Here is an 18,644-nt window from a genome sequence, read left to right as displayed (position 1 = left end):
GAAAACCTCGTGGCGAATGAGCCGTGTTATTATCGCGGCTCATTCGCCACCGGAGCTGATTAATTCGTCATGGCTGCTCGATTTTCCCGCCTGCTAAGCCTGTGCCTGGCGCTGCTGTTTTGCCTGTCGGCGCAGGCCAGCCTGTTCTCGCCCACTACCAATAACCGCTTTGTGCCAGTCGATCAGGCCTTTGGCTTCGATTTCAGCCAGCAGGGCCATCAGCTGACGCTGAGCTGGAAAGTGAAGGACGGCTATTACCTCTATCGTCAGCAATTCCACATCAGCGCGCAACACGCGCAGCTGGCGCCGGTCACGCTGCCGCCGGGCCAGCCGCACGAAGATGAGTTTTACGGCAAGAGCGAAATCTATCCGCGGGACGTACAGCTGCCGATCACCCTGCGCCAGGCCGATGCCGGTGCAACGCTCAGCGTGACCTATCAGGGCTGCGCCGCGGCCGGCTTCTGCTATCCGCCGGAGACCCGCTCGGTGCCGCTGACGGCGATGGCTGCCGATAGCGCCGCGCCGGTAATCGCGGCATCACCGGCCGCTGACCGCACGCCGCTGCCGTTTTCGCCGCTGTGGGCGCTGCTGATTGGCATCGGCGTGGCCTTTACGCCGTGCGTGCTGCCGATGTATCCGCTGATCTCCGGCATCATTCTTGGTGGCCAGCGCCGCTACTCGCTGGGCCGGCTGTTCGCCCTCGCACTGGTTTACGTGCAGGGCATGGCGCTGACTTACACCCTGCTCGGTATGGTGGTGGCAGCGGCGGGGCTGCGTTTCCAGGCTGCGCTGCAGCATCCTTACGTGTTGATCGGCCTCTCGGTGCTGTTTGTGCTGCTGGCGCTGTCGATGTTTGGCCTGTTCACGCTGCAGCTGCCTGCCAGCCTCCAGACGCGTCTGACGCTGTGGAGCAACCGTCAGCAAGGCGGCTCGCTGGCGGGCGTGTTTATGATGGGCGCACTGGCTGGGCTAATCTGCTCCCCCTGCACCACCGCGCCGCTCAGCGCCATCCTGCTGTATATCGCGCAGAGCGGTAATCTGTGGGCCGGAGCCGGCACGCTGTGGCTGTACGCCTTCGGCATGGGACTGCCGCTGATTGCTGTAACGATGTTCGGCAACCGGCTGCTGCCGAAAAGCGGTCCGTGGATGCAGAGCGTAAAAGAGGGTTTTGGCTTTGTGATTCTGGCGCTACCGGTGTTTCTGCTGGAGCGCGTGCTGGGCGATATCTGGGGACTGCGGCTGTGGAGCCTGCTCGGCGTGGCGTTTTTTGCCTGGGCGTTCAGCCTGAGTCTCAGCGCGCGCGGCACAGCGCGCGTGCTGCCGATCATCATGCTGGCGGCCGCGCTGGTGGTGGCGCGCCCGCTGCAGGACTGGGCATTTGGCAGCAGCAGTACGCAAAGCGTCGCCCACCTGCCGTTTCAGCGCATCAGCAGCAGCCAGCAGCTGGATAGCGCATTACAGCAGGCGCAGGGCCGTATCACTATGGTCGATCTCTATGCCGACTGGTGCGTGGCCTGCAAAGAGTTTGAAAAATACACCTTCAGTGATGACGGCGTGCGCAGTGCCCTGAGCAACGTGCAGCTGCTGCAGGCTAACGTGACAGCCAACAACGCGCAGGATAACGCGCTGCTGCAGCATCTGCAGGTGCTTGGCCTGCCGACCATCCTGTTCTTCGATGCGCAGGGCAAAGAGATTGCCGATTCACGCGTCACCGGGTTCCTTAACGCCGCGGATTTCCGCGCCCATTTGCACAATCTGCCGCGTTAAACGAAACTGGTTGCACGACACTGCCCGGGCGTACGCGCCCGGGCCCGCATTCCGGAGGAGAGTCTTTTGCAACGCGAACAGATCCTTGAGCATGCGCTGAATGTGCTCGAACAGAGCGGCCTGGCCGCGACCACCTCGCTGCAGCAGCTGGCTGGCGAAAGCGGCCTCGCCAGCGATCAGCTGGAGCGCTACTGGCCCGATCGCGATGCCCTGCTGTATGACGCGCTGCGCTTTCACGGCCAGCAGATCGACAGCTGGCGCCGCCAGGTGCAGCTGGATGAGCGCCTCAGTGCAGCACAAAAGCTGCTGGCGCGTTACGACGTGCTGGCAGAGCACGTCAGTAAAGGCCGCTTTCCCGGCTGCCTGTTTATTGCCGCCTGCAGTTTCTATCCCCAGCCGGATCAGCCGGTGCACCAGCTCGCCGAACAGCAGAAGCGCAGTTCCTGGCAGTTCACCCATGAAATCCTCGTCGACCTGGCGCTGGACAACCCCAGCATGGTGGCCGATCAGATGGAGCTGATCCTCGAAGGTTGTCTGAGTAAGCTGCTGGTGAAGCGCAACGTGCAGGATGTCGCTACCGCGCGGCGTCTGGCTGAAGATGTGCTGAGCATCGCGCTATGCCGGCAAAACGGCGCGCTGGCGTAGGCTTTTTGTTCAGCCTGCCTGAAAAGCAGGCAATCAGTCACGATTGCTACGCTTTTTTTACGAAACCCGTTGACGGCTGTGAGCCATTAGGGTTTAATGCGCCCCGTTGCCCGGATAGCTCAGTCGGTAGAGCAGGGGATTGAAAATCCCCGTGTCGGTGGTTCGATTCCGCCTCCGGGCACCACTCTTCAGAGCCTGTTCGTTAGGGGTTGAGATCCTTAACGGGCATGACAGTGGTCCCCAGCATGATGTTGGTAGTTTGCTTACCGCACCATTGTTGAACACGGGACTTAAAGTCCGGAGGATGTTGCTGCATCCTCTGGACTTCTCACATCCTTAAAAAATACTTCAGCATCGTATTTACCTTTAGAAATGTTTTCTGTCAATCTTTTGTAAAGGTTTGCCTCCCTTTTTTTCCTCTTTTAGAATCATATCGTTAAGATTTGACTTAAGATTACTCTTAGGCCACCTCCAGCTGTTCAAGAACGCTCCTGACCTTGTTGATGTCGCTCTCAACGTATTGCAGAGTGACTGCAGGCGTTGAATGGCCCAGAAGATCCTGAGCCATTTTCAGGTTTCGGTCAGGCATACTCATCAGATTTGTAGCTATGGTGTGCCGGAATCGATGAGGACTCACAACAAAACCACATTCATTTGAAAGCCGGCGAAAAAAAGCACGCAATGGTGGATTATCCATGTTTTCACTTGTCTCATTTCTGCGACCATCAAATCGGGATAAATTGAAAAGCTGATCCTCCATCTTTGCTCCTCTTTCCAGAGAACGGTTATAAAGCATTTCTAATCTTGGTCTCAGATGACGCGTGATCGGAACAAGATGCTCGCGATGGTTTTTTGCTCCTTCCGGTCGAAGGCTTATCCAGTTATGCAAAAAATTAACGTCACATAATCGTATATGCAGAAGCTGATTCTGCCTCATCCCTGTCCTTCGTAAAGCATCCAGCACGGTAAGCCAGAACCATGCAGGCCTCAATGCCGACCTGTAGTTATAGTTTTTACCATACTGTTCATCCGCCTCCCTGGCCTCCATTAAAAGATATATTTTATTAATCTGGATATCAGTCAGGGTTTTCTTTCGCTTTACATCTGGCCGTGCAATCTTGCCATTAAAGGGATTTTTGGTTGCCGAAATATAACCTTCTTCAATCGCAAAGTTGAATAATGCTCTCATGTGAGTGAGCTTATTGTTCCAAGTGGTTTTTGTCAGACCCTCCACATTAATCACATGTCTGCGCCAGTTTAAAACCAACCTGTCATCAACATCAGCAGGAGATATGGCTGCTCCAGCAAAATTAAGGAAAGTCTTTAATACTTTTCTGTAACTCCATTCAGTTGCAACACGAAGAGTTTTACTAAAAAAATATCCTTCAATAAGTTCATCAAATGAACATGAATCTTTCATTTTGACCTCAGTTTTATAAATTCTCCCCAGCCAGTCATTTTCTGGCTGAAAGCCATGTGCTGTCCGAAGGACAGCTCCCTTTTTTAAATAAAATGTCGGCATTAATCATATAGCCTGACACTTTTGTAAAACGACCGCTCTTATCCGGCGTATCGTATTGATGGTAATGGAATAACCCCTTACCATTTCGTGAATGGTGTACGTTCAGTGCCTCAAAACTTTTTTGTAGTCTGGCCTTATCCGTATCACTGCCTCCTGCAGTCGTGGTGTAACGGTAAAAACAGGCCGGTGAGACTACAAAAACAAACTGCGCCAGAACGTGAAGCAGACTGTCCTTTTGATTTACGCTCAGCGTGCCGTCCTCAATGCTGTCCCTGATCCATTCAAGAAAGAGCACACCCGATTCTTCTCCCTTATCTTTCCTCTTTTCATCAGAATGAAACACATCAGTTGTAATTGGCGTGGCTGGACGATTATCCGCAGAAGAATTATCCATTGCCGTAGCAGTTTTCCCTTCAGCCATTAAATCAAGCAATGACAGAAGATTCTCCGTAGATCCCTGCATCTGCACTTCTTCTCCCGTACTGATGGCGTTTTCTGCAGAAAGCAGCGGTTCCTCAGCTGTGAGTGCGGATTCCAGCTCCAGTAAAGGCGCAGGTGGGATAATCTTCTCAGGCGACAACTCGTTTTCCTGAACAGAACTGTAGTCTGAAACTCCAGTTTTAATTGGCACTAAAGGACCTTCCGCATTATCGAGACTGGACAATGAGTTAGGTATTACTTCATATAATTTCGGGGGGGTATGGTCTGTAACTGATGTGATATTAACCAGAGATACCTGCTGAGGTTTTTGCCCGGACATTACGGTCTCATTTGAAAGACCGCAGCTGCTCAGGGCATCGTTAACAATACTGGTTAATATCCCGGCTTCAGCACGGTGTCCCGACAGAAATAGCAGGAGCGTATCAGAAAGAACGGGCCAGCGCTGAAGCCACAGCAGGGCCGCCTCAGGCAATAGTCTTAGCGCCACAAATACGCAGTTCATCTCGCCTGATGGTTCTATGGTCTGTCTGACCCGCCATTGCTCTCCAGGCACGCTAAGACCGGGATACCAGACCCGACCGTTTTTCAGAGCCCCTTCCATCTGCATCAGCCAGGGCAGATGATGGAACAGCCCTGCCCAGTAAGCAGCACAGACCCAGCCGGGAGTTTGCTCAGCCTGTTCTTCAGGCGTGGCGCCCGGTGGCAGCATCATGCCACGGACCAGCCTGACCGCACGCGCGGCTACGTTCAGGCTGAGTTCATTAAATCCTCCGGGACCAGAGTACGGGCCGTACCAGGCTGCCGGGCAGGTCTGCACCCTTGCCGCCATCTCCTCCAGAGGCCTGAGCCACCAGGCTTCAGTGACTTCTTTTGAAAACGGGCTGTTTTCTGTCAGCACCCTGATGAGGCGACGGTTTTCGTTTGTCTGCAGTAGCACACTTCCCGTCTGAGCAGGGTGCCAGCTACCGTCAGCAACAGGCCGGGATGACGTGTCTCCCTTAGAGAGTCTCTCTCCCGGCTGGCTTTCCTGTCTGCCTCTGCCTGTTAACCAGTTAAGTCCAATCACCGTCACCTCCGCCGGAATATGCCTGCTGAATATGACGCTAACCTAAAAGCACTCCGGACTATTTCAACAGTAAACCCGGAACCGTCTCTGACAGAAATCCTGCTTGTTAAAATATTAAAAAGTGGTTTCAGATTTTCAGGGTGATCTGGTAACACCGTGATGCTTTCCTGCATACCTCTGATTACACCGGTATCGCGAGCCATCGTATGCAACAATTCTTTGTTTTGTTTTTTTTTATGATCTGGCTGGCACTGTGCGGGTCTTTGAGCCTGAGTTTCACCCTCCAGGGCACTTCCACCGGGTTTTATCTGGTATGGGTGCTGCTGTTCTGTCTTCCCTTTCTGCTTCGCCCGCTCGCATGGGCAGAGCGGCAGTTAAGACCGGCGCTGACGCTGATCCGCCATCGTCGCAGTCGGGCGTGGGTGCACCTCGCCCCCTGGCAGCCCACCACAGATCTGACGCCAGAGCGGGTCCATCAGTTCTGGCAAGGCGTGAAGGCGTCAACCCGACAGGCTCTGGAAAAGCACCACATCGTTATCATCTCCTCGCACCTTCTGACCGACATTCGAGCCCGCCGGATGCTGGCCTGTATCGCTGAAGGTGGACTCACCGTCCATCACCGCACTTACCGTATCCCTTTTACACCGGCGATGAGAGCGCTGATGCAACTGGAAATTCTCTTCCGGCAGTGGCGCTGGCGCACGGAATTCCGTAGTGACTGGCCCGTGCTGATACTACGGCGTAAATCTTCCTGGTCGGAAAAATAATTTCTGGTGTTAGGGCGTTTAGGGAATGTTCACACTGACTACACACATGCATTCGAATTGAACGATCATGTGCAGCCCTTCATTCCATAGGCTGTTAATATGAAAAAAATTCTCTCCATTATGACCCTTTTAATAACGCTAACCGGCTGCAGCGGCAATAACCTCACAAGCTATCTCAACCCTGTCAGTCAGCAACCGGTAACAGGCAACGAAGAGTCGGCAACACGCAATAATACGGTGTGAAAATCTGGCCCGGGTCCTCTTGATACGCCTGCTATGAACCTTAAACAGCATTACGGGTTTGTATCTGACATCGATCTCTCCGCGCACGTAACAGCTGTCAGGGTAATGCAGGCTGGTTAGCATCGGCGATCGCCGAAGGCACCAGTTGGCAGGCACAGCCGGGTAGCTACTGTCGCATGAGTCGGAACTTGGCAGGAAATGACCGCCTGACTCTCGATGTTCGGGGGAACAGCAAAGAGAGCTTTATCACAGCAACCTATATATCTTCTAATAAGGAACAACACTTGGACCACTGTCTGGCCCGCCTTCAGCGACAGGCGTTGTCCTGCAAGCTCGTGCGGTACGGAGTACCAGTGACGGACATATTCGATGCGGTAGTAAGGGCCCACCTAAATTGCCTTATATTCGGTTTATCCATACGGCGAAAGCGGTAGCGCTGAGAGTGCGGCTGCGTCCAGCTCGCGGAAGGGCTCAGCGCGGCTCTGGTTGCCGTAGGCTTTCATAGGACGGTTGTTCATGTCCGTCAGCAGCTCGTGCAGGCGCGTATTTAGCGCCCTCAGCGTGTAGAAGGTCTCACCGCGGATGCGCGCCAGCAGCCACCTTTCCACGATGAGCACGCCGTTTTCTGCTTTCTGATTATCCTTCGGTTTATACGGGCGGGCATCAAGAATGCGTGTCTTTAATGAACCAGGTGGTTCTGTTAATATAATTTCTTCTACAGGGAGAAATAATATGCGAACGCTGACCGAACAAAAACGAACTGACATCCTGAACGCTGCCACGACCGTCTTTCTTGAGCAGGGGTATGAACGCGCCTCCATGGAAGGAGTGGCAAGAACAGCAGAATGCTCCAAAGCCACGCTTTATAACTACTTTGCCTCCAAGGAAAGCCTTCTTGAGGCCGTCGTCAGGGCCTACGGCACCAACTTTCTGACGCGCGCTGCAGATGATCTGTGCAGTCAGGACAGCCGCCATCTTCCTCTGCCTGACAGGCTGCAGCGATTTGGCGAAGGCATGCTGGGTGCCATGACGTCGGACTGGAAGGGACTTCAGTTGTATCGCATGGTCATCGGCGAGGCGGGCCATTCCGGCATCGGTGATATCTTTTATGAGTCCGGCGTCCGGGAAAGCATGAACGCCCTGGCGGCGCTGATGGAGCAGCATATTGAAGCGGGCGACCTTCTGCCCTCCAGCCCCGAACTACGTGCGAAACAGTTTTCTGCGCTAGTGAAGGCCGAGGCTGACGAGCTCTTTCTCCGTCATCACATGCCGGCTTACACGCACGATGATATTGTCGGCATGGTGCGAAGTGCTGTAAACGTGTTTCTGTCGGGCACGTCACCGCGCTGACAAAGCGAGACGGCCTCGGACGATTCAATAAAACCCATTGACAAATTTGACTCCATAAATAAACTGATACGTACAGTTTATTTATGGAGGTAAGTTAATGCTTAATCGTTTTATTATGGTAGCAGGTCTGACCATGGGGTCACTTCTGCTAAGCGGCTGCGTTTCTTTATTCTGAGGAACTGACATGCGTCTTGTTTACAGCCTCATCACCGGCATGGCCGTGCTGATGCTCTCCGGGTGTCTTTCCGTCGGCAGCCACATCTGAACCTTTCAGGCCCGCCTTCCGGCGGGTTTTTTCTGGCGCTGTTTGCACCCGGTCAGAATGACGCCTCCGTCAGCATGAGTACAATCAAGGCGCTGATGGCGAGAGCCACTGGGGTTTCAGTGACAAGCAGCTTCATAAGCGAGTTCTGACGGACTCCCCAGGCGCCTTCAGCATATTTTCGCCCACGTCGGGCTTTCAGGCGCCGTATGTGGACGACTTCTGTAATATTACTGATGACGCGCCACCACATAATCATCACGGTCGCAGCCAGGACGCCAAATAAAATCAGAATGCTTAGCGTATTCCAGTCCCCCAGGAGGCATCGGTATTAATCCCTGTCAGTTTCTCAATCAATTGTATTCCCCTTCATGTAAAGTTATCGCTGATGGTGCCCTCAAGCTGGCGAACCGTACAGTTCGAGACCGGTGCTGTGGTTTTTCACCAGAGAGTGACGTCGCTAAGCACCAGCAGCGCACACAGCGCATCCACGACAAGGCATTCCGCCACCAGGAATATCCTCAGCGGTTCTGATGAGACCCCCCATACCCTGACGGCATAGTATCTGGCCCGCAACTTCCCGAACTGGCGCAGGCGGTATATCTCCCTGAGGTTACCGGCGGTTCTCAGCAGGGCGAATGCCACGGTTATCAGCATGGCTCCATACACGAACCATTGCCGCGGCGGCGTATTTTCCAGCGTCTCCGCTATCAGACAGCCATTCATTAGGCGATCCTGACGTCAAATGCGGTGAGGACGCCGCCGGCAATAAAAATAAGCGCCAGAGTGGCTCTGATAAGCAGCGACTTCATGCTTCTACACGTGCCGCATACTGGAGCAGAAAATCAGCCGTTCTGCGCCTGACCTCTTTGCGGAGCAGTACCTTAACCTGCTGAACGCCGGCCATGAGGTTCAGCAGTTCCTCCGTCTGCGTCAGGTAGGCGCGCGCCATTTCGCCGGAGGGCCGGCAGCGCAGCTCTCCGCGCAGCATTGCCGTATCAATAACGCTCCGGGCATAATCCGCTGCCGGCGTAAAAAAGGTGTCCCGTCCCCTGCAGTGAGGCGGGCCCCTGGTTTCGCCGCATTTCTGCAGCGTCAGCATCATTCTTATCAGCCTCCGCCGCACCGGCAGGCAGGAATAGCGAAGCGGTAGAGTCCAGATAAAACCAGCGCGCCCATCGCTCTCTTCCCGCCTGGGCTCCGGCACGTCCTCCTTAAGTGCCGGCACGATCACCTGCTGAGAACGGGCTCGGTGAGTGGCGCCTGATGACGAAAATTCCGGGTAAATGTAAAGCATGCTGTACTCCTCGTATAAAAGTTACAGACACGAAATGAAACATTCTCTTGACAGAGTCAGGATAAACCATATTAACTGAACCGTACAGTTCATTATTTTAAAAAGTAACCGGAGAATATTTTATGGTTTGCCTGACAAAACAGCTGTTCCGTACGCTTATCCTGACCGCCGTCATTGCCGCTGCGGGGTGTTCGTCCACCTCACCGGTAAAATATTCCGGCATTGAGTCCACGTCCCGGATGACCCCCAACACGGCTGATGACAGCGACCGGATCCCGTTCCGCTACGCCGCGCCCGTTGACTGGAGTAAATACCGGAGTATCATCATCGACCCCGTCGAAATCTATAGCGGCAGCGACGCGCAGTTCAATGACCTGTCCCAGGAAGACCGGCGCAATCTGGCAGACTACATGCAGAAAAAGTTCGCCGAAGTGCTGGCGGAAAAATTTACCGCAAACACCCACGCCGGGAACGCGCCTTCTCTCCGGCTTAAGCTGACGCTGACCGGCGCGGACACGACGCCTCAGGTTGTGGGGACTTTCACGAAGTTCGACCTGGCCGGCGGCCCGTACAATATCGTCCAGTCCGTGCGAGGAGGCCGCGGCCTGATGAGCGGATACGTCAACTATGCGGTGGAAGTAAAAGATGCAGCGACCGGCGAGCTTCTGCTGGCCTACGTGGCGGAGCAGTACCCCAACGCCATGAACGTGGGTGCAACGTTTGGCTCAATGAGCGCGGCAGAGACTGGGGTGGACAAAGGCGCGGAGCAACTGCTGGAAAAACTTCGCTGAGGCAGGCGACAACCGGAACGGTTTGCTGTTAGTTAGTAAGTGCCCCTGCATATGCTGACAGATATTCTTGTCAGGCCGTTCCGGCCCGGGTCAGGACTACATGGGAGGCAGACTTTGAAACTTCTGGACAGCTATACGCTGGATGAGATTGCGAGCCTGACCAGAGGCGTATTCCGCTTTCGTGAGCTGTGGCTCCGGGAAACGACCGTTACAGGCAGCCGGTGGCAGGCGGCCCATCTCCGTCGTGAGATTATTACAGGAGGGGGGCGTACGCTCTTCACCCTAGCCGGGGACGGTAGTGTTATCCCTGACGAGCATTCCCGGGAAAGATATGCGGGCGACGCCGGCAATCCGGAATTAACTGGTAGGGGTGAACCTGGCGTGTGTGTTGAGAGGCTTGACGACCATCTCTATCGGGTGAAAACCATGACAGCGGAAAGTCACACTGTAGGTGGAGGGGGGGAAGAAAAGCAGAAGAGAAGCGTCATGATATAAATACAGGTAATTGTGGGGTACGTCTGTTAAAGCATCCCGTCAACCTGGGATAATGGGCTTTGCCTTCTCGCAGGGCATTCCACCATTGTCACGCTGAAGCTTGCCACCGCGTTTCGTATCGCGAGATATCCAGGAAAGGTCCAGCAGAACCCATGGGGAACTGGCGGAAGCCAGCATTACACGTCAGGACAGCAGACTGTGGAATACGGCCCCCCGCCTCAGCGACAGGTCTCAGAAATGGCGGTCAGCGTTGGAAATCCGCACAGGCAGCGCCTGGCTGGGGACGTGCTGGCGTATCCGCCCGCGCTATGCGTAGTGGTCGTGGCCGGCGCTAGGCGGGCTGAGTTCGACGCCAGAAAAGTGCTGACAGGTTTTCTGTCGCACTCTATAATCAGGTAACAGGGTGATGGCGTACCACCCTCTCCAACCGCTCCGTTCCGGAGCTGATGACGCCTGATGTGACTCTTGATTTTCAGGAGGCGCGTCAGGCCGTCCCTTACTTTCTTCCCGGCCTGCGTGCTTCCCTTCTACGGGGAGGTATCTGTGATACACGTTTTTGGCCACATCAATCCTGACAGTGACGCCATCTGCACGGCCGTCGTCGCCGCGCACTGGCTGACCGGGCGCGGCATGGACGCCCGGGCATGGCGTCTCGGCGAGGCTAACCGCGAAACCTGCTTTATCTTTGACGCCGCCGGTCTTGCGCTGCCGCCGCTGCTCGCATTTCCTCTGAAGGATGAACGGGTCTGGCTGGTTGATTTCACCGAGCCGGCGCAGGGGCCTGACGACCTGCTCCGGAGCAACGTCGTGGGCATCACTGACCACCACCGGCTGGGCGGGCTGGTAACGCAACTGCCGCCGGAGGTACATATTTGCCCGATTGGCAGCAGCGCCACGCTGCTCTGGCTGCTGATGGACGCAGAAACGCGCCGCGCGCTGCCCCCGACGCTCGCCGTGCTTCTGCTGGGCGCGCTCCTGAGTGACACCGTGAATCTTCGCTCGCCGACCACCACCGAAGACGATATCCGTTCGGCGACCGAACTGGGCGTGCTGTCCGGCGTAAACCGCAGAGCCTTCGCCCGTGACCTTCTCGCCGCCAAAACAGACGTCAGCGGCCTCAGCGCACAGCAGTTGCTGGAAAGGGACCTCAAGTCCTTCGTCATTGCCGGCACCGACGTGCGCATAGCCCAGATTGAGGTCAGCTCACCGACACAGGTTGCCCCCGTGATGAACGACCTGCTTGCTGCCCTGGCGTATCTGGCTGACCAGTCGGGTGCCGGCCTGGCGGTGCTGATGCTGACCGACATTCGCGCCGGGTTTTCAACGCTTTACTTCGCCGGGCGGGAAAGCGTTAACGCCGCCTCCTGCTCCGTACCGGGCATGCTCAGCCGCAAAAAACAGCTTCTGCCGTGGCTTGAGTCCCGCCTTAACCAGAACGGGAGTTCATTATGACCTGCTACACCCACGCACTGATACTTGTGAATGATAAAGACGACGGCACCCTTCTGCTGAAACGGGCGGTCGCGCTGGCGCAGCCGCTCGGCATGAAAATTACCCTGGCGCACATCAGCGACGACTACCGGGAGATGAACTACGTGTCCGACAGCCTGTTGGACGACGTCGTGTCGGAGGAGGTGGTGAAGGCTAAAGCGTTTCTGAGCGAGTTGGCGGCTTCAGTGTCTGAGGCGGTCGATACGCGGGAACTGGTCACCATGCACCGTTTTGAGGACGTGGAGAGGTGCATCGCGGAGCTGGGCGTGGACCTCGTGCTTGCCGGGCACCGCAACCGCTTTATGGGAATGCTCACCTCCCGCTCGGCGGAATACTTCAACCACCTTACGGTGGATGTGCTTATCACTCACCTGACTGACTGAACCGGGAGAAACACCATGCATTTTACACTGGATAACGTGACCGCCCGGGAAATTCTTGACTCGCGCGGCAACCCCACGGTTGAAGTCGAAGCCCGGACCGCGGACGGGATGATGGCGCGCGCCTCGGTGCCTTCCGGGGCCAGCACCGGGTCGCGCGAGGCCGCAGAGCGCCGCGACGATGACGCACACCGTTTTGGCGGCAAAGGCGTTCTGGATGCCGTCAGGGCGGTTAATACGGAAATCTGCCAGGCCGTGCGCGGCAGCGACGTGCGCGAACAGCGTCAGCTGGACAACATCATGCTGGCGCTGGATGGCACGGAGAACAAGAGTCGCCTGGGTGCCAATGCCATTTTGGGCGTGTCGCTGGCGGTGGCCCGGCTGGCGGCTCAGGCCTCGCACGAGCCGCTGTGGCGCTACCTGGGGGGCCTGCAGGCGAACCTGCTGCCCGTGCCGTGCATGAACATCATCAACGGCGGCGTGCACGCCCGCGGTCAGGGCGCGGACTTCCAGGAGTTTATGATAGCCCCGCACGGCGCGCCCACGCTGCGCGAGGCCGTACGTCAGGGCAGCGAGGTCTACCAGGCGCTGCGCCAGATCCTGCTGGACAAAAACCTCTCGGCGGCAGTGGGCGATGAAGGCGGCTTTGCGCCCGCCGTGTCGTCGAACCGCGACCCGCTGGCGTTTATCGTACAGGCGATTGAGAAGGCGGGATACCGGCCCGGAGAGGACATCAGCATCTGCATGGACCCCGCATCAAGTGAGTTTTACGCTGACGGTCAGTATCATCTGCGCACCGAGGGCAGCGCGCTGAGCGCGGCGGAAATGACGGCGTACTACGGCGAGCTGATGGACCAGTTTCCGGTCATCCTGCTGGAAGACGGCCTGGCCGAGGACGACTGGGCGGGCTGGAAGCATCTGCACCAGCAGCTCGCGGGCCGGGCCGAGCTGGTTGGCGACGACCTTTTTGTCACCAACGTGAAGTACATCCAGCGCGGCATAGACGAAAACCTCGCCAGCGCCGCGCTGATTAAGCTCAATCAGATAGGCTCGCTCAGCGAAACGCTGGACGCCGTGGCGCTCTGCCAGCGGCACGGCTGGGGCGCGTTCATGTCCCACCGCAGCGGGGAAACGACGGACACGTTCCTTGCAGATTTGACGGTGGCACTGCGCGCGGGACACCTGAAAACCGGCGCGCCGTGCCGCGGCGAACGCGTGGAAAAGTACAACCAGCTGATGCGCATCGAGCAGGCGCTGGGTGACGATGCGCACTACGCGGGGCTTCATGCGTTTGTGCGCCGCACGTAATGCATCTGCCGGACGGTCCCCGTCCGGCACGGGAGCACTGCCTGTGGCACCTGCAACGCTGATCCTTTTGCGTCATGGCGAAAGCCAGTGGAACCGGGAAAACCTTTTTACCGGATGGACGGACGTGCCGCTGACGGACCGGGGGCGGCAGGAGGCCGACCGGGCCGGTGACGCGCTGCGGGCAGCGGGCCTGATGCCCGACCGGGTCTTCACCTCGGTGATGACGCGCTGTGTTCATACGGTCTGGCGGGTGCTGGACCGTCTTGACCGCAGCTGGACGCCCGTGGAAAAAAGCTGGCGGCTGAACGAGCGCCACTACGGTGCGCTGCAGGGGCTGAACAAGGACGCGGCTGCCCGGCTGATGGGCGCAGAGACCGTGCGGCTCTGGCGCAAAAGCTTCAGCGGTATTCCGCCCGCGGACGCGGAGGCTCCGGCGCAGCTGCGTCGGGACCCGCGCTACCGCCGCGTTGCGCTGGCCGACCTGCCTGCAACGGAAAGCCTGGAAATGACCCTGCGTCGCGTCATGCCGTACTGGCACCACGTTGTGGTGCCACAGTTGCGCTGCGGAAGTACCGTTCTGATCGTGGCGCACGGCAACACGCTGCGCGCCCTGACCGTCTTTCTGGACGGCATGCCCTACGACAGCGTGGCACAGTTGCATATCCCGACCGGCGTGCCGGCCGTATACCAGATGGATGCGGCCGCACAGGTCGTGTGCCGTTATGTTCTGAATATTAAAAAAAAGGAGTGAACGTGAATCAGCTTTTTGCCGTCATCACCGGCGGTGCTTTAGGGTGTGTTATCCGCTGGCAGCTGGGCGCGCGCCTGAACGCGCTTTTTCCGGACCTGCCGCCGGGGACGCTGCTGGTCAACCTGCTGGGTGGATTTATCATCGGGTCGGCGCTGGCGTATTTTCTGCGCCATCCCGGCCTCGATCCGGCCTGGCGGCTGCTCATTACCACCGGGCTGTGTGGCGGAATGACGACCTTCTCCACATTTTCAGCTGAGGTTTTTGCCCTGCTGCAGTCCGGCAGCTATGCCTGGGCAGCCGCCTCGGTGCTGATGCACGTGCTGGGTTCGCTGGCCATGACGGCGGCAGGATTTTATATCATGACGCTGTGTGCTTAACCCGGACCGTACGGCCTTTAATCCAGGGGAGACCTCAGTGCAACGACCGCTGCACTGAGGTCAGACAGTTCAGTATATTGTTCAGAAGCGCTCTCTGCAGGCCTGACCCGACAGGGTTACGCCTGTAATGCTCGGGACACTGTCGTAACAGAGTTTCAGGTCTGCCTGTTCTGGTAAAGGTCCCAGCGATTGCCATAGAGGTCCTCAAACACGACAACCATTCCGTATTCTTCCTCCCGCGGCTCCTGACAGAAGTGGACGCCTTTTGCCTTCATAGTATTGTAATCGCGCCAGAAGTCGTCGGTCTGCAGAAACAGAAAAACCCGTCCGCCGCACTGATTGCCGATAAAGCCTTCCTGCCGGTCGTTCGACGCGCGGGCAAGAAGAATAGCGCAGTCGCTGTCAGGGTCCGGCGTAACCACGACCCAGCGCTTACCCGGCGGCGGCGTGTCCTCAATCAGGGTAAAGCCCAGCTTATCGGTGTAGAACTCAATTGCACGATCATAGTCATCGACCACGACATGGCCATACGCTGCTGGCCATGCTCATCAAAGCCTGAAACAAGCCCGTTACGGTTAAGGTAGATGCCGGACATGGCTAGGCTCAGGCGCAACTGCCTGCGGTCGCTCCACTCGCTCTCTGCCAGCACCTGATATATCCAGAAGGTGAGCTTGACCACGTGCAGCGCGTGCTGCCGCCGGAACAGGTCGTTCTGAGCCTTCAGGTTGCCGTTACCGGCCCGCCAGGGTTAGTCCGGCTGGCCGGGAAGGTAGGCGTGCAGCCCTTTCTCACGGCCCTCCCGCAGCAGCCTGTTGATATCGCTGGCCAGCTCCTTCGGAAATTGCCGCTACTTATCAACCATCGCCAGCTAAACGGCCGAGAGAGAGCCGCACTATGAGAAAGGCGCCAGAAGGAGATTACTTTACGTACTGCCAGATGTGCCTGGGTACCCGGTCAAACAGCTTGCCAGCGGCAAGTTCGGCCTTTCGATGGTCATAAGCCGACGTCATCGCAAATTCTTCATCAGGGTCGCCGGTATAGCTCAGGTGCTCATAAACCCTCTCCAGCGTTTCCAGATTCTGGTATCGCCGGAACTTTAGCAGCCATTCGGTACGGTTCATCCATATTCCACATGTTAATTAAGAGTCAGCGAAGGGGCCGGATAATGAGACTATCCGGCAAAAATAAAAACTGGCAATAAGCTGATTTACCTTACTTTTTCGATAAACAGCATCGGTACTCGGCGGTAAATAACTCAACGGCCGCAGCGGAAAACATCAGATGGCTGCCGTAAGATTTGATAGCCACGGGCAGGGCAATGCCCCGGAGCGGTTTTCCGGCACTGGCAGCCTGCCAGAGTGCCAGCGGCGCGATACCGGCCTGGCGAGCGAATGCGTCCAGTGATACCAGCGGCTCATCGGCATCCGGAGCAGAGGGTACAGATGAACGCGTCTGCCACTGCTTTAAGAAGGCTACAGCCTCCTCCTGCAGGAACATCACGGCAGCGCCGCGCACCTGACGACGTCGGGGGAGAGTAAAGCCTGCCAGCACCCCGTCCGTGCGCGTCGCCTGTAGCAGGTCGCCCGGCCGGATGCCGAGCATCTCGGCAAAGAGATCCAGTCGAATATACATGTCTTACCTCTTTCTGGTGTGTGAAAGGCAGTCCATCGCGGGTCCCGGGCATAAATGCTACGGTGACTGAGATTAATCCTGGGTGGAAAAGTATAGATGCCACAGGAGAGACCGCCAGACCAGTACGTGGATGTCACACAACGTAACAACAATTTCAGTTATTCAGCAGGTGCCATGGACCCGCTATGACGCCTGCTGAACATGAGAATAAACAGTATCTTCAGGCGCCTGCCAGCGGCTCCGCAATTAACATCGCGGACAGGCTCTGCTCATGCGTCATATCATCGGGCAGGAGCAACTCTATGCCGAGGCAAGGGGGGCTAGCGTTTACGCCGCAGTGCCGGAAGCCCGCAGGCGACCGCTTAACGCAATCATCGACCGGAGCACGTCCGGTAGGCTGGCTGATCTCCTTTGAAGCCATCAGCTACGTCAACCAGAGCATGTTCGGGCAGGGGGCGGTTGCCGCCAACGCCCTGCTGCGCATGATCAGCGTATGGTTTGCTCTCTCCGGGGGCAGCTGTGGTGCCGCTCGCATAACGACGGGCACTCCGGCCTGAAGGTTACGCAAGCGAACCAGCAGAAATGATAGAGCCGGCCGGGTATTACATTACATCAGGAAAAAAAACCGCCGGCGGCGGGAAAATTCGTTACGGGAAACATCTCATATCATTCTGACATCTGAAAAAAATCAATTTCATCATAAGGTTAGTATTATATACTGACAGTTCAGGGAGGCAACCAGCGGAACGGTTGCGCATGCGGAGGGATGATACGCCCTGCCGGACGGTGCATTAATTTCAGGTTGAACATACCGTGGCAGAGGCTACCATTGGTGGCAGAGTTCTCCGGCAGATACCGGCAAGGCCGGCATCTGCCCTGACTGAAACCAGGAATGTGGTGCAACGTAATGTACAGAACAGAAGATGAAAAACGGGCCGACATGAAGCTCGGTGAGGCGGTGCTTTTTTTACTCAGAGAGAAAGAACCGGTTAATGAGATAACGCTGCTCCTCCGGCTGCAGCAGATGCTGATGACGGAAAAGGATGCCGGCTGCAGAAAGGCAACCTTTTCCGCCATCCGCGAAGCCGAAGGGGCATTACGCAGGCAGCATCAGGACGGTGCCGCCGGCCGCGTCCTGAACCGGACAGATGACCCGGAACGGGCTGACGTAACCGTCCCGGGTGCAGCGTTCAGGCACTGATTCAACGGCCATCCGGCTGTGTGTCAGCCGGTGGCCTGCTGAGTCCGCATCATCCATCCGTGTCTCCGGCGACGACGCGGATCGCCCGATCGTAAAGCTTTTTACGGCCGTCCACCGACCGCGCGGCCTCCTGCTCCAGGACGGTCAGGATCTGCTGCATGCCCACCTCTTTTCCTGACTTCAGCAGGGCCGAGACGGCCTGCCCTATTACTGACGCAATGCTTTCCGTATTATCCGGACTGTCGCTACCCAATTCATACTCCTGACGCACAACTGGTGTCGTGCTTATATCGCCGGGAACGACGTCATTCGGGTCACCCGGCGGGGTTATGATGTTTCCCGCACCCGGCGAGAAGCGGTATCATGTGCGGGCACGCGCCAGCTTTTCCCGCAGCGCGGCGACCCGGCTGGTCAACTCACCCAACTCATCACAGGCTGTATCCATCACCGACACCATATCCGCGGGCACGCCGGCGGCCGTTATCTTCAGCCGGCGGCCCTGCTCCGTCAGGAAAACCAGCACGCGCCGCTCATCATGCTGCATGTCGCGCTGCCGGCAGATAACGCCGGTCTTCTCCAGACGCTTCAGGAGCTGGCTGAGCGTGCCGGAGTCCAGCCGTACGCGCGCGCCGACCTCGGAGACCGTCAGGCCATCCTTTTCCCACAGCACCAGCAGCACCAGGTACTGCGGATAGGTCAGGCCCAGCGGCTTCAGCCGGGGCTGATAGAGTTTCGTCATGGCAAGGGATGCCGAGTAAAGCGCAAAGCACAGAAACTGATCAATGGTTTCAGGTGCCGCTGCGGCAGGAACCGCATCGCAGTTTGCTGGAATGTCATCTTTCATATCATCACGTTTTC

General features: G+C 57.1%; 22 protein-coding genes, 1 tRNA gene, 1 pseudogene and 1 riboswitch. Of the genes and pseudogenes, 14 read left to right on the top strand and 10 right to left on the bottom strand.

Features of this window, described 5'->3' with window-relative positions; translation table 11 throughout:
- Window positions 1-69 precede the first annotated feature (69 nt).
- From CBW22_RS03060 to CBW22_RS03050, 3 genes are all read left to right on the top strand, one after another.
- Window positions 70-1,767 carry a protein-disulfide reductase DsbD gene (locus CBW22_RS03060; RefSeq protein ID WP_088516005.1) on the top strand — a complete coding sequence of 566 codons (1,698 nt, stop codon included), beginning with the start codon at window positions 70-72 and terminating at the stop codon, window positions 1,765-1,767.
- Between the two features lie 66 nt (window positions 1,768-1,833).
- Window positions 1,834-2,412 carry a division control transcriptional repressor DicD gene (dicD, locus tag CBW22_RS03055; RefSeq protein ID WP_021507771.1) on the top strand — a complete coding sequence of 193 codons (579 nt, stop codon included), beginning with the start codon at window positions 1,834-1,836 and terminating at the stop codon, window positions 2,410-2,412.
- Window positions 2,413-2,520: 108 nt separating this feature from the next.
- A tRNA-Phe gene (locus CBW22_RS03050) sits at window positions 2,521-2,596 on the top strand.
- 276 nt (window positions 2,597-2,872) lie between these two features.
- Here CBW22_RS03050 and CBW22_RS03045 read toward each other — a convergent pair.
- Both CBW22_RS03045 and CBW22_RS03040 read right to left on the bottom strand, forming a co-directional pair.
- Window positions 2,873-3,832 carry a tyrosine-type recombinase/integrase gene (locus CBW22_RS03045; RefSeq protein ID WP_088516004.1) on the bottom strand — a complete coding sequence of 320 codons (960 nt, stop codon included), beginning with the start codon at window positions 3,830-3,832 and terminating at the stop codon, window positions 2,873-2,875.
- A gap of 34 nt (window positions 3,833-3,866) precedes the next feature.
- The gene (locus CBW22_RS03040; protein WP_254919466.1) at window positions 3,867-5,441 is read right to left on the bottom strand and encodes a TraI domain-containing protein; all 1,575 of its coding nucleotides are present in this window, start codon (window positions 5,439-5,441) and stop codon (window positions 3,867-3,869) included.
- A 206-nt stretch (window positions 5,442-5,647) separates the two neighbouring features.
- Here CBW22_RS03040 and CBW22_RS03035 point away from each other — a divergent pair, with 206 nt between their 5' ends.
- Window positions 5,648-6,208: a hypothetical protein gene (locus CBW22_RS03035; protein WP_088516003.1), complete on the top strand. Its 561-nt coding sequence runs from the start codon at window positions 5,648-5,650 to the stop codon at window positions 6,206-6,208.
- A 99-nt stretch (window positions 6,209-6,307) separates the two neighbouring features.
- Entirely contained in the window at window positions 6,308-6,451 is a 144-nt protein-coding gene (locus CBW22_RS26605; protein ID WP_369597186.1) for a lipoprotein, read from the top strand.
- Between the two features lie 281 nt (window positions 6,452-6,732).
- Here the strand turns inward: CBW22_RS26605 and CBW22_RS03025 are convergent.
- Window positions 6,733-7,128 (bottom strand): annotated as a pseudogene (locus CBW22_RS03025) (Mu transposase domain-containing protein); the annotation flags it as partial.
- Window positions 7,129-7,183: 55 nt separating this feature from the next.
- Here CBW22_RS03025 and CBW22_RS03020 point away from each other — a divergent pair.
- Window positions 7,184-7,801 carry a TetR/AcrR family transcriptional regulator gene (locus CBW22_RS03020; RefSeq protein ID WP_088516002.1) on the top strand — a complete coding sequence of 206 codons (618 nt, stop codon included), beginning with the start codon at window positions 7,184-7,186 and terminating at the stop codon, window positions 7,799-7,801.
- A 703-nt stretch (window positions 7,802-8,504) separates the two neighbouring features.
- On the opposite strand, the gene CBW22_RS03010 is transcribed toward CBW22_RS03020, so the two are convergent.
- The gene (locus tag CBW22_RS03010; protein WP_088516000.1) at window positions 8,505-8,789 is read right to left on the bottom strand and encodes a hypothetical protein; all 285 of its coding nucleotides are present in this window, start codon (window positions 8,787-8,789) and stop codon (window positions 8,505-8,507) included.
- An 82-nt stretch (window positions 8,790-8,871) separates the two neighbouring features.
- Complete coding sequence (locus CBW22_RS03005) at window positions 8,872-9,360, bottom strand: hypothetical protein (protein ID WP_254919465.1); 489 nt, start codon at window positions 9,358-9,360, stop codon at window positions 8,872-8,874.
- A 122-nt stretch (window positions 9,361-9,482) separates the two neighbouring features.
- On the opposite strand from CBW22_RS03005, the gene CBW22_RS03000 reads away from it, so the two are divergent.
- From CBW22_RS03000 to crcB, 6 genes are all read left to right on the top strand, one after another.
- The gene (locus tag CBW22_RS03000) at window positions 9,483-10,151 is read left to right on the top strand and encodes a DUF3313 domain-containing protein (RefSeq protein ID WP_088515999.1); all 669 of its coding nucleotides are present in this window, start codon (window positions 9,483-9,485) and stop codon (window positions 10,149-10,151) included.
- A gap of 888 nt (window positions 10,152-11,039) precedes the next feature.
- Window positions 11,040-11,109, top strand: a riboswitch (Fluoride riboswitch).
- Between the two features lie 80 nt (window positions 11,110-11,189).
- Window positions 11,190-12,098: a DHHA2 domain-containing protein gene (locus CBW22_RS02990; protein WP_088515998.1), complete on the top strand. Its 909-nt coding sequence runs from the start codon at window positions 11,190-11,192 to the stop codon at window positions 12,096-12,098.
- The gene (locus CBW22_RS02985; RefSeq protein ID WP_088515997.1) at window positions 12,095-12,520 is read left to right on the top strand and encodes a universal stress protein; all 426 of its coding nucleotides are present in this window, start codon (window positions 12,095-12,097) and stop codon (window positions 12,518-12,520) included. Before CBW22_RS02990 ends, CBW22_RS02985 begins: the two co-directional genes overlap by 4 nt.
- A 15-nt stretch (window positions 12,521-12,535) precedes the next feature.
- Entirely contained in the window at window positions 12,536-13,825 is a 1,290-nt protein-coding gene (eno, locus tag CBW22_RS02980) for a phosphopyruvate hydratase (protein ID WP_088515996.1), read from the top strand.
- A 43-nt stretch (window positions 13,826-13,868) separates the two neighbouring features.
- Window positions 13,869-14,576, top strand: a complete 708-nt coding sequence (locus CBW22_RS02975) for a 2,3-bisphosphoglycerate-dependent phosphoglycerate mutase (RefSeq protein ID WP_088515995.1) — start codon at window positions 13,869-13,871, stop codon at window positions 14,574-14,576.
- A 2-nt stretch (window positions 14,577-14,578) separates the two neighbouring features.
- On the top strand, window positions 14,579-14,953 hold the full coding sequence (gene crcB, locus CBW22_RS02970) for a fluoride efflux transporter CrcB (protein WP_176428076.1): 375 nt from the start codon (window positions 14,579-14,581) through the stop codon (window positions 14,951-14,953).
- Window positions 14,954-15,108: 155 nt separating this feature from the next.
- On the opposite strand, the gene CBW22_RS02965 is transcribed toward crcB, so the two are convergent.
- From CBW22_RS02965 to CBW22_RS02950, 3 genes are all read right to left on the bottom strand, one after another.
- Window positions 15,109-15,471: a VOC family protein gene (locus CBW22_RS02965; RefSeq protein WP_088515993.1), complete on the bottom strand. Its 363-nt coding sequence runs from the start codon at window positions 15,469-15,471 to the stop codon at window positions 15,109-15,111.
- 399 nt (window positions 15,472-15,870) lie between these two features.
- Window positions 15,871-16,074, bottom strand: a complete 204-nt coding sequence (locus CBW22_RS02955) for an Hha/YmoA family nucleoid-associated regulatory protein (protein ID WP_059009433.1) — start codon at window positions 16,072-16,074, stop codon at window positions 15,871-15,873.
- 91 nt (window positions 16,075-16,165) lie between these two features.
- Window positions 16,166-16,585 carry a hypothetical protein gene (locus tag CBW22_RS02950; protein WP_088515991.1) on the bottom strand — a complete coding sequence of 140 codons (420 nt, stop codon included), beginning with the start codon at window positions 16,583-16,585 and terminating at the stop codon, window positions 16,166-16,168.
- A gap of 302 nt (window positions 16,586-16,887) precedes the next feature.
- On the opposite strand from CBW22_RS02950, the gene CBW22_RS26250 reads away from it, so the two are divergent.
- Window positions 16,888-17,142: a hypothetical protein gene (locus CBW22_RS26250; RefSeq protein ID WP_176428075.1), complete on the top strand. Its 255-nt coding sequence runs from the start codon at window positions 16,888-16,890 to the stop codon at window positions 17,140-17,142.
- Window positions 17,143-17,492: 350 nt separating this feature from the next.
- Complete coding sequence (locus CBW22_RS02940; RefSeq protein WP_088515990.1) at window positions 17,493-17,786, top strand: hypothetical protein; 294 nt, start codon at window positions 17,493-17,495, stop codon at window positions 17,784-17,786.
- 49 nt (window positions 17,787-17,835) lie between these two features.
- Here CBW22_RS02940 and CBW22_RS02935 read toward each other — a convergent pair whose 3' ends face one another.
- Both CBW22_RS02935 and CBW22_RS02930 read right to left on the bottom strand, forming a co-directional pair.
- Entirely contained in the window at window positions 17,836-18,039 is a 204-nt protein-coding gene (locus CBW22_RS02935) for a hypothetical protein (protein ID WP_254919464.1), read from the bottom strand.
- A gap of 108 nt (window positions 18,040-18,147) precedes the next feature.
- Window positions 18,148-18,630: a MarR family winged helix-turn-helix transcriptional regulator gene (locus tag CBW22_RS02930; protein ID WP_088516082.1), complete on the bottom strand. Its 483-nt coding sequence runs from the start codon at window positions 18,628-18,630 to the stop codon at window positions 18,148-18,150.
- Between the last annotated feature and the right edge of the window lie 14 nt (window positions 18,631-18,644).

This window comes from Pantoea sp. VS1, assembly GCF_002207995.1.
Lineage (GTDB): Bacteria > Pseudomonadota > Gammaproteobacteria > Enterobacterales > Enterobacteriaceae > Pantoea > Pantoea dispersa.
The sequence above is the reverse complement of the archived record's forward strand: the minus strand, read 5'-3'. Positions and strand labels throughout refer to the sequence as shown.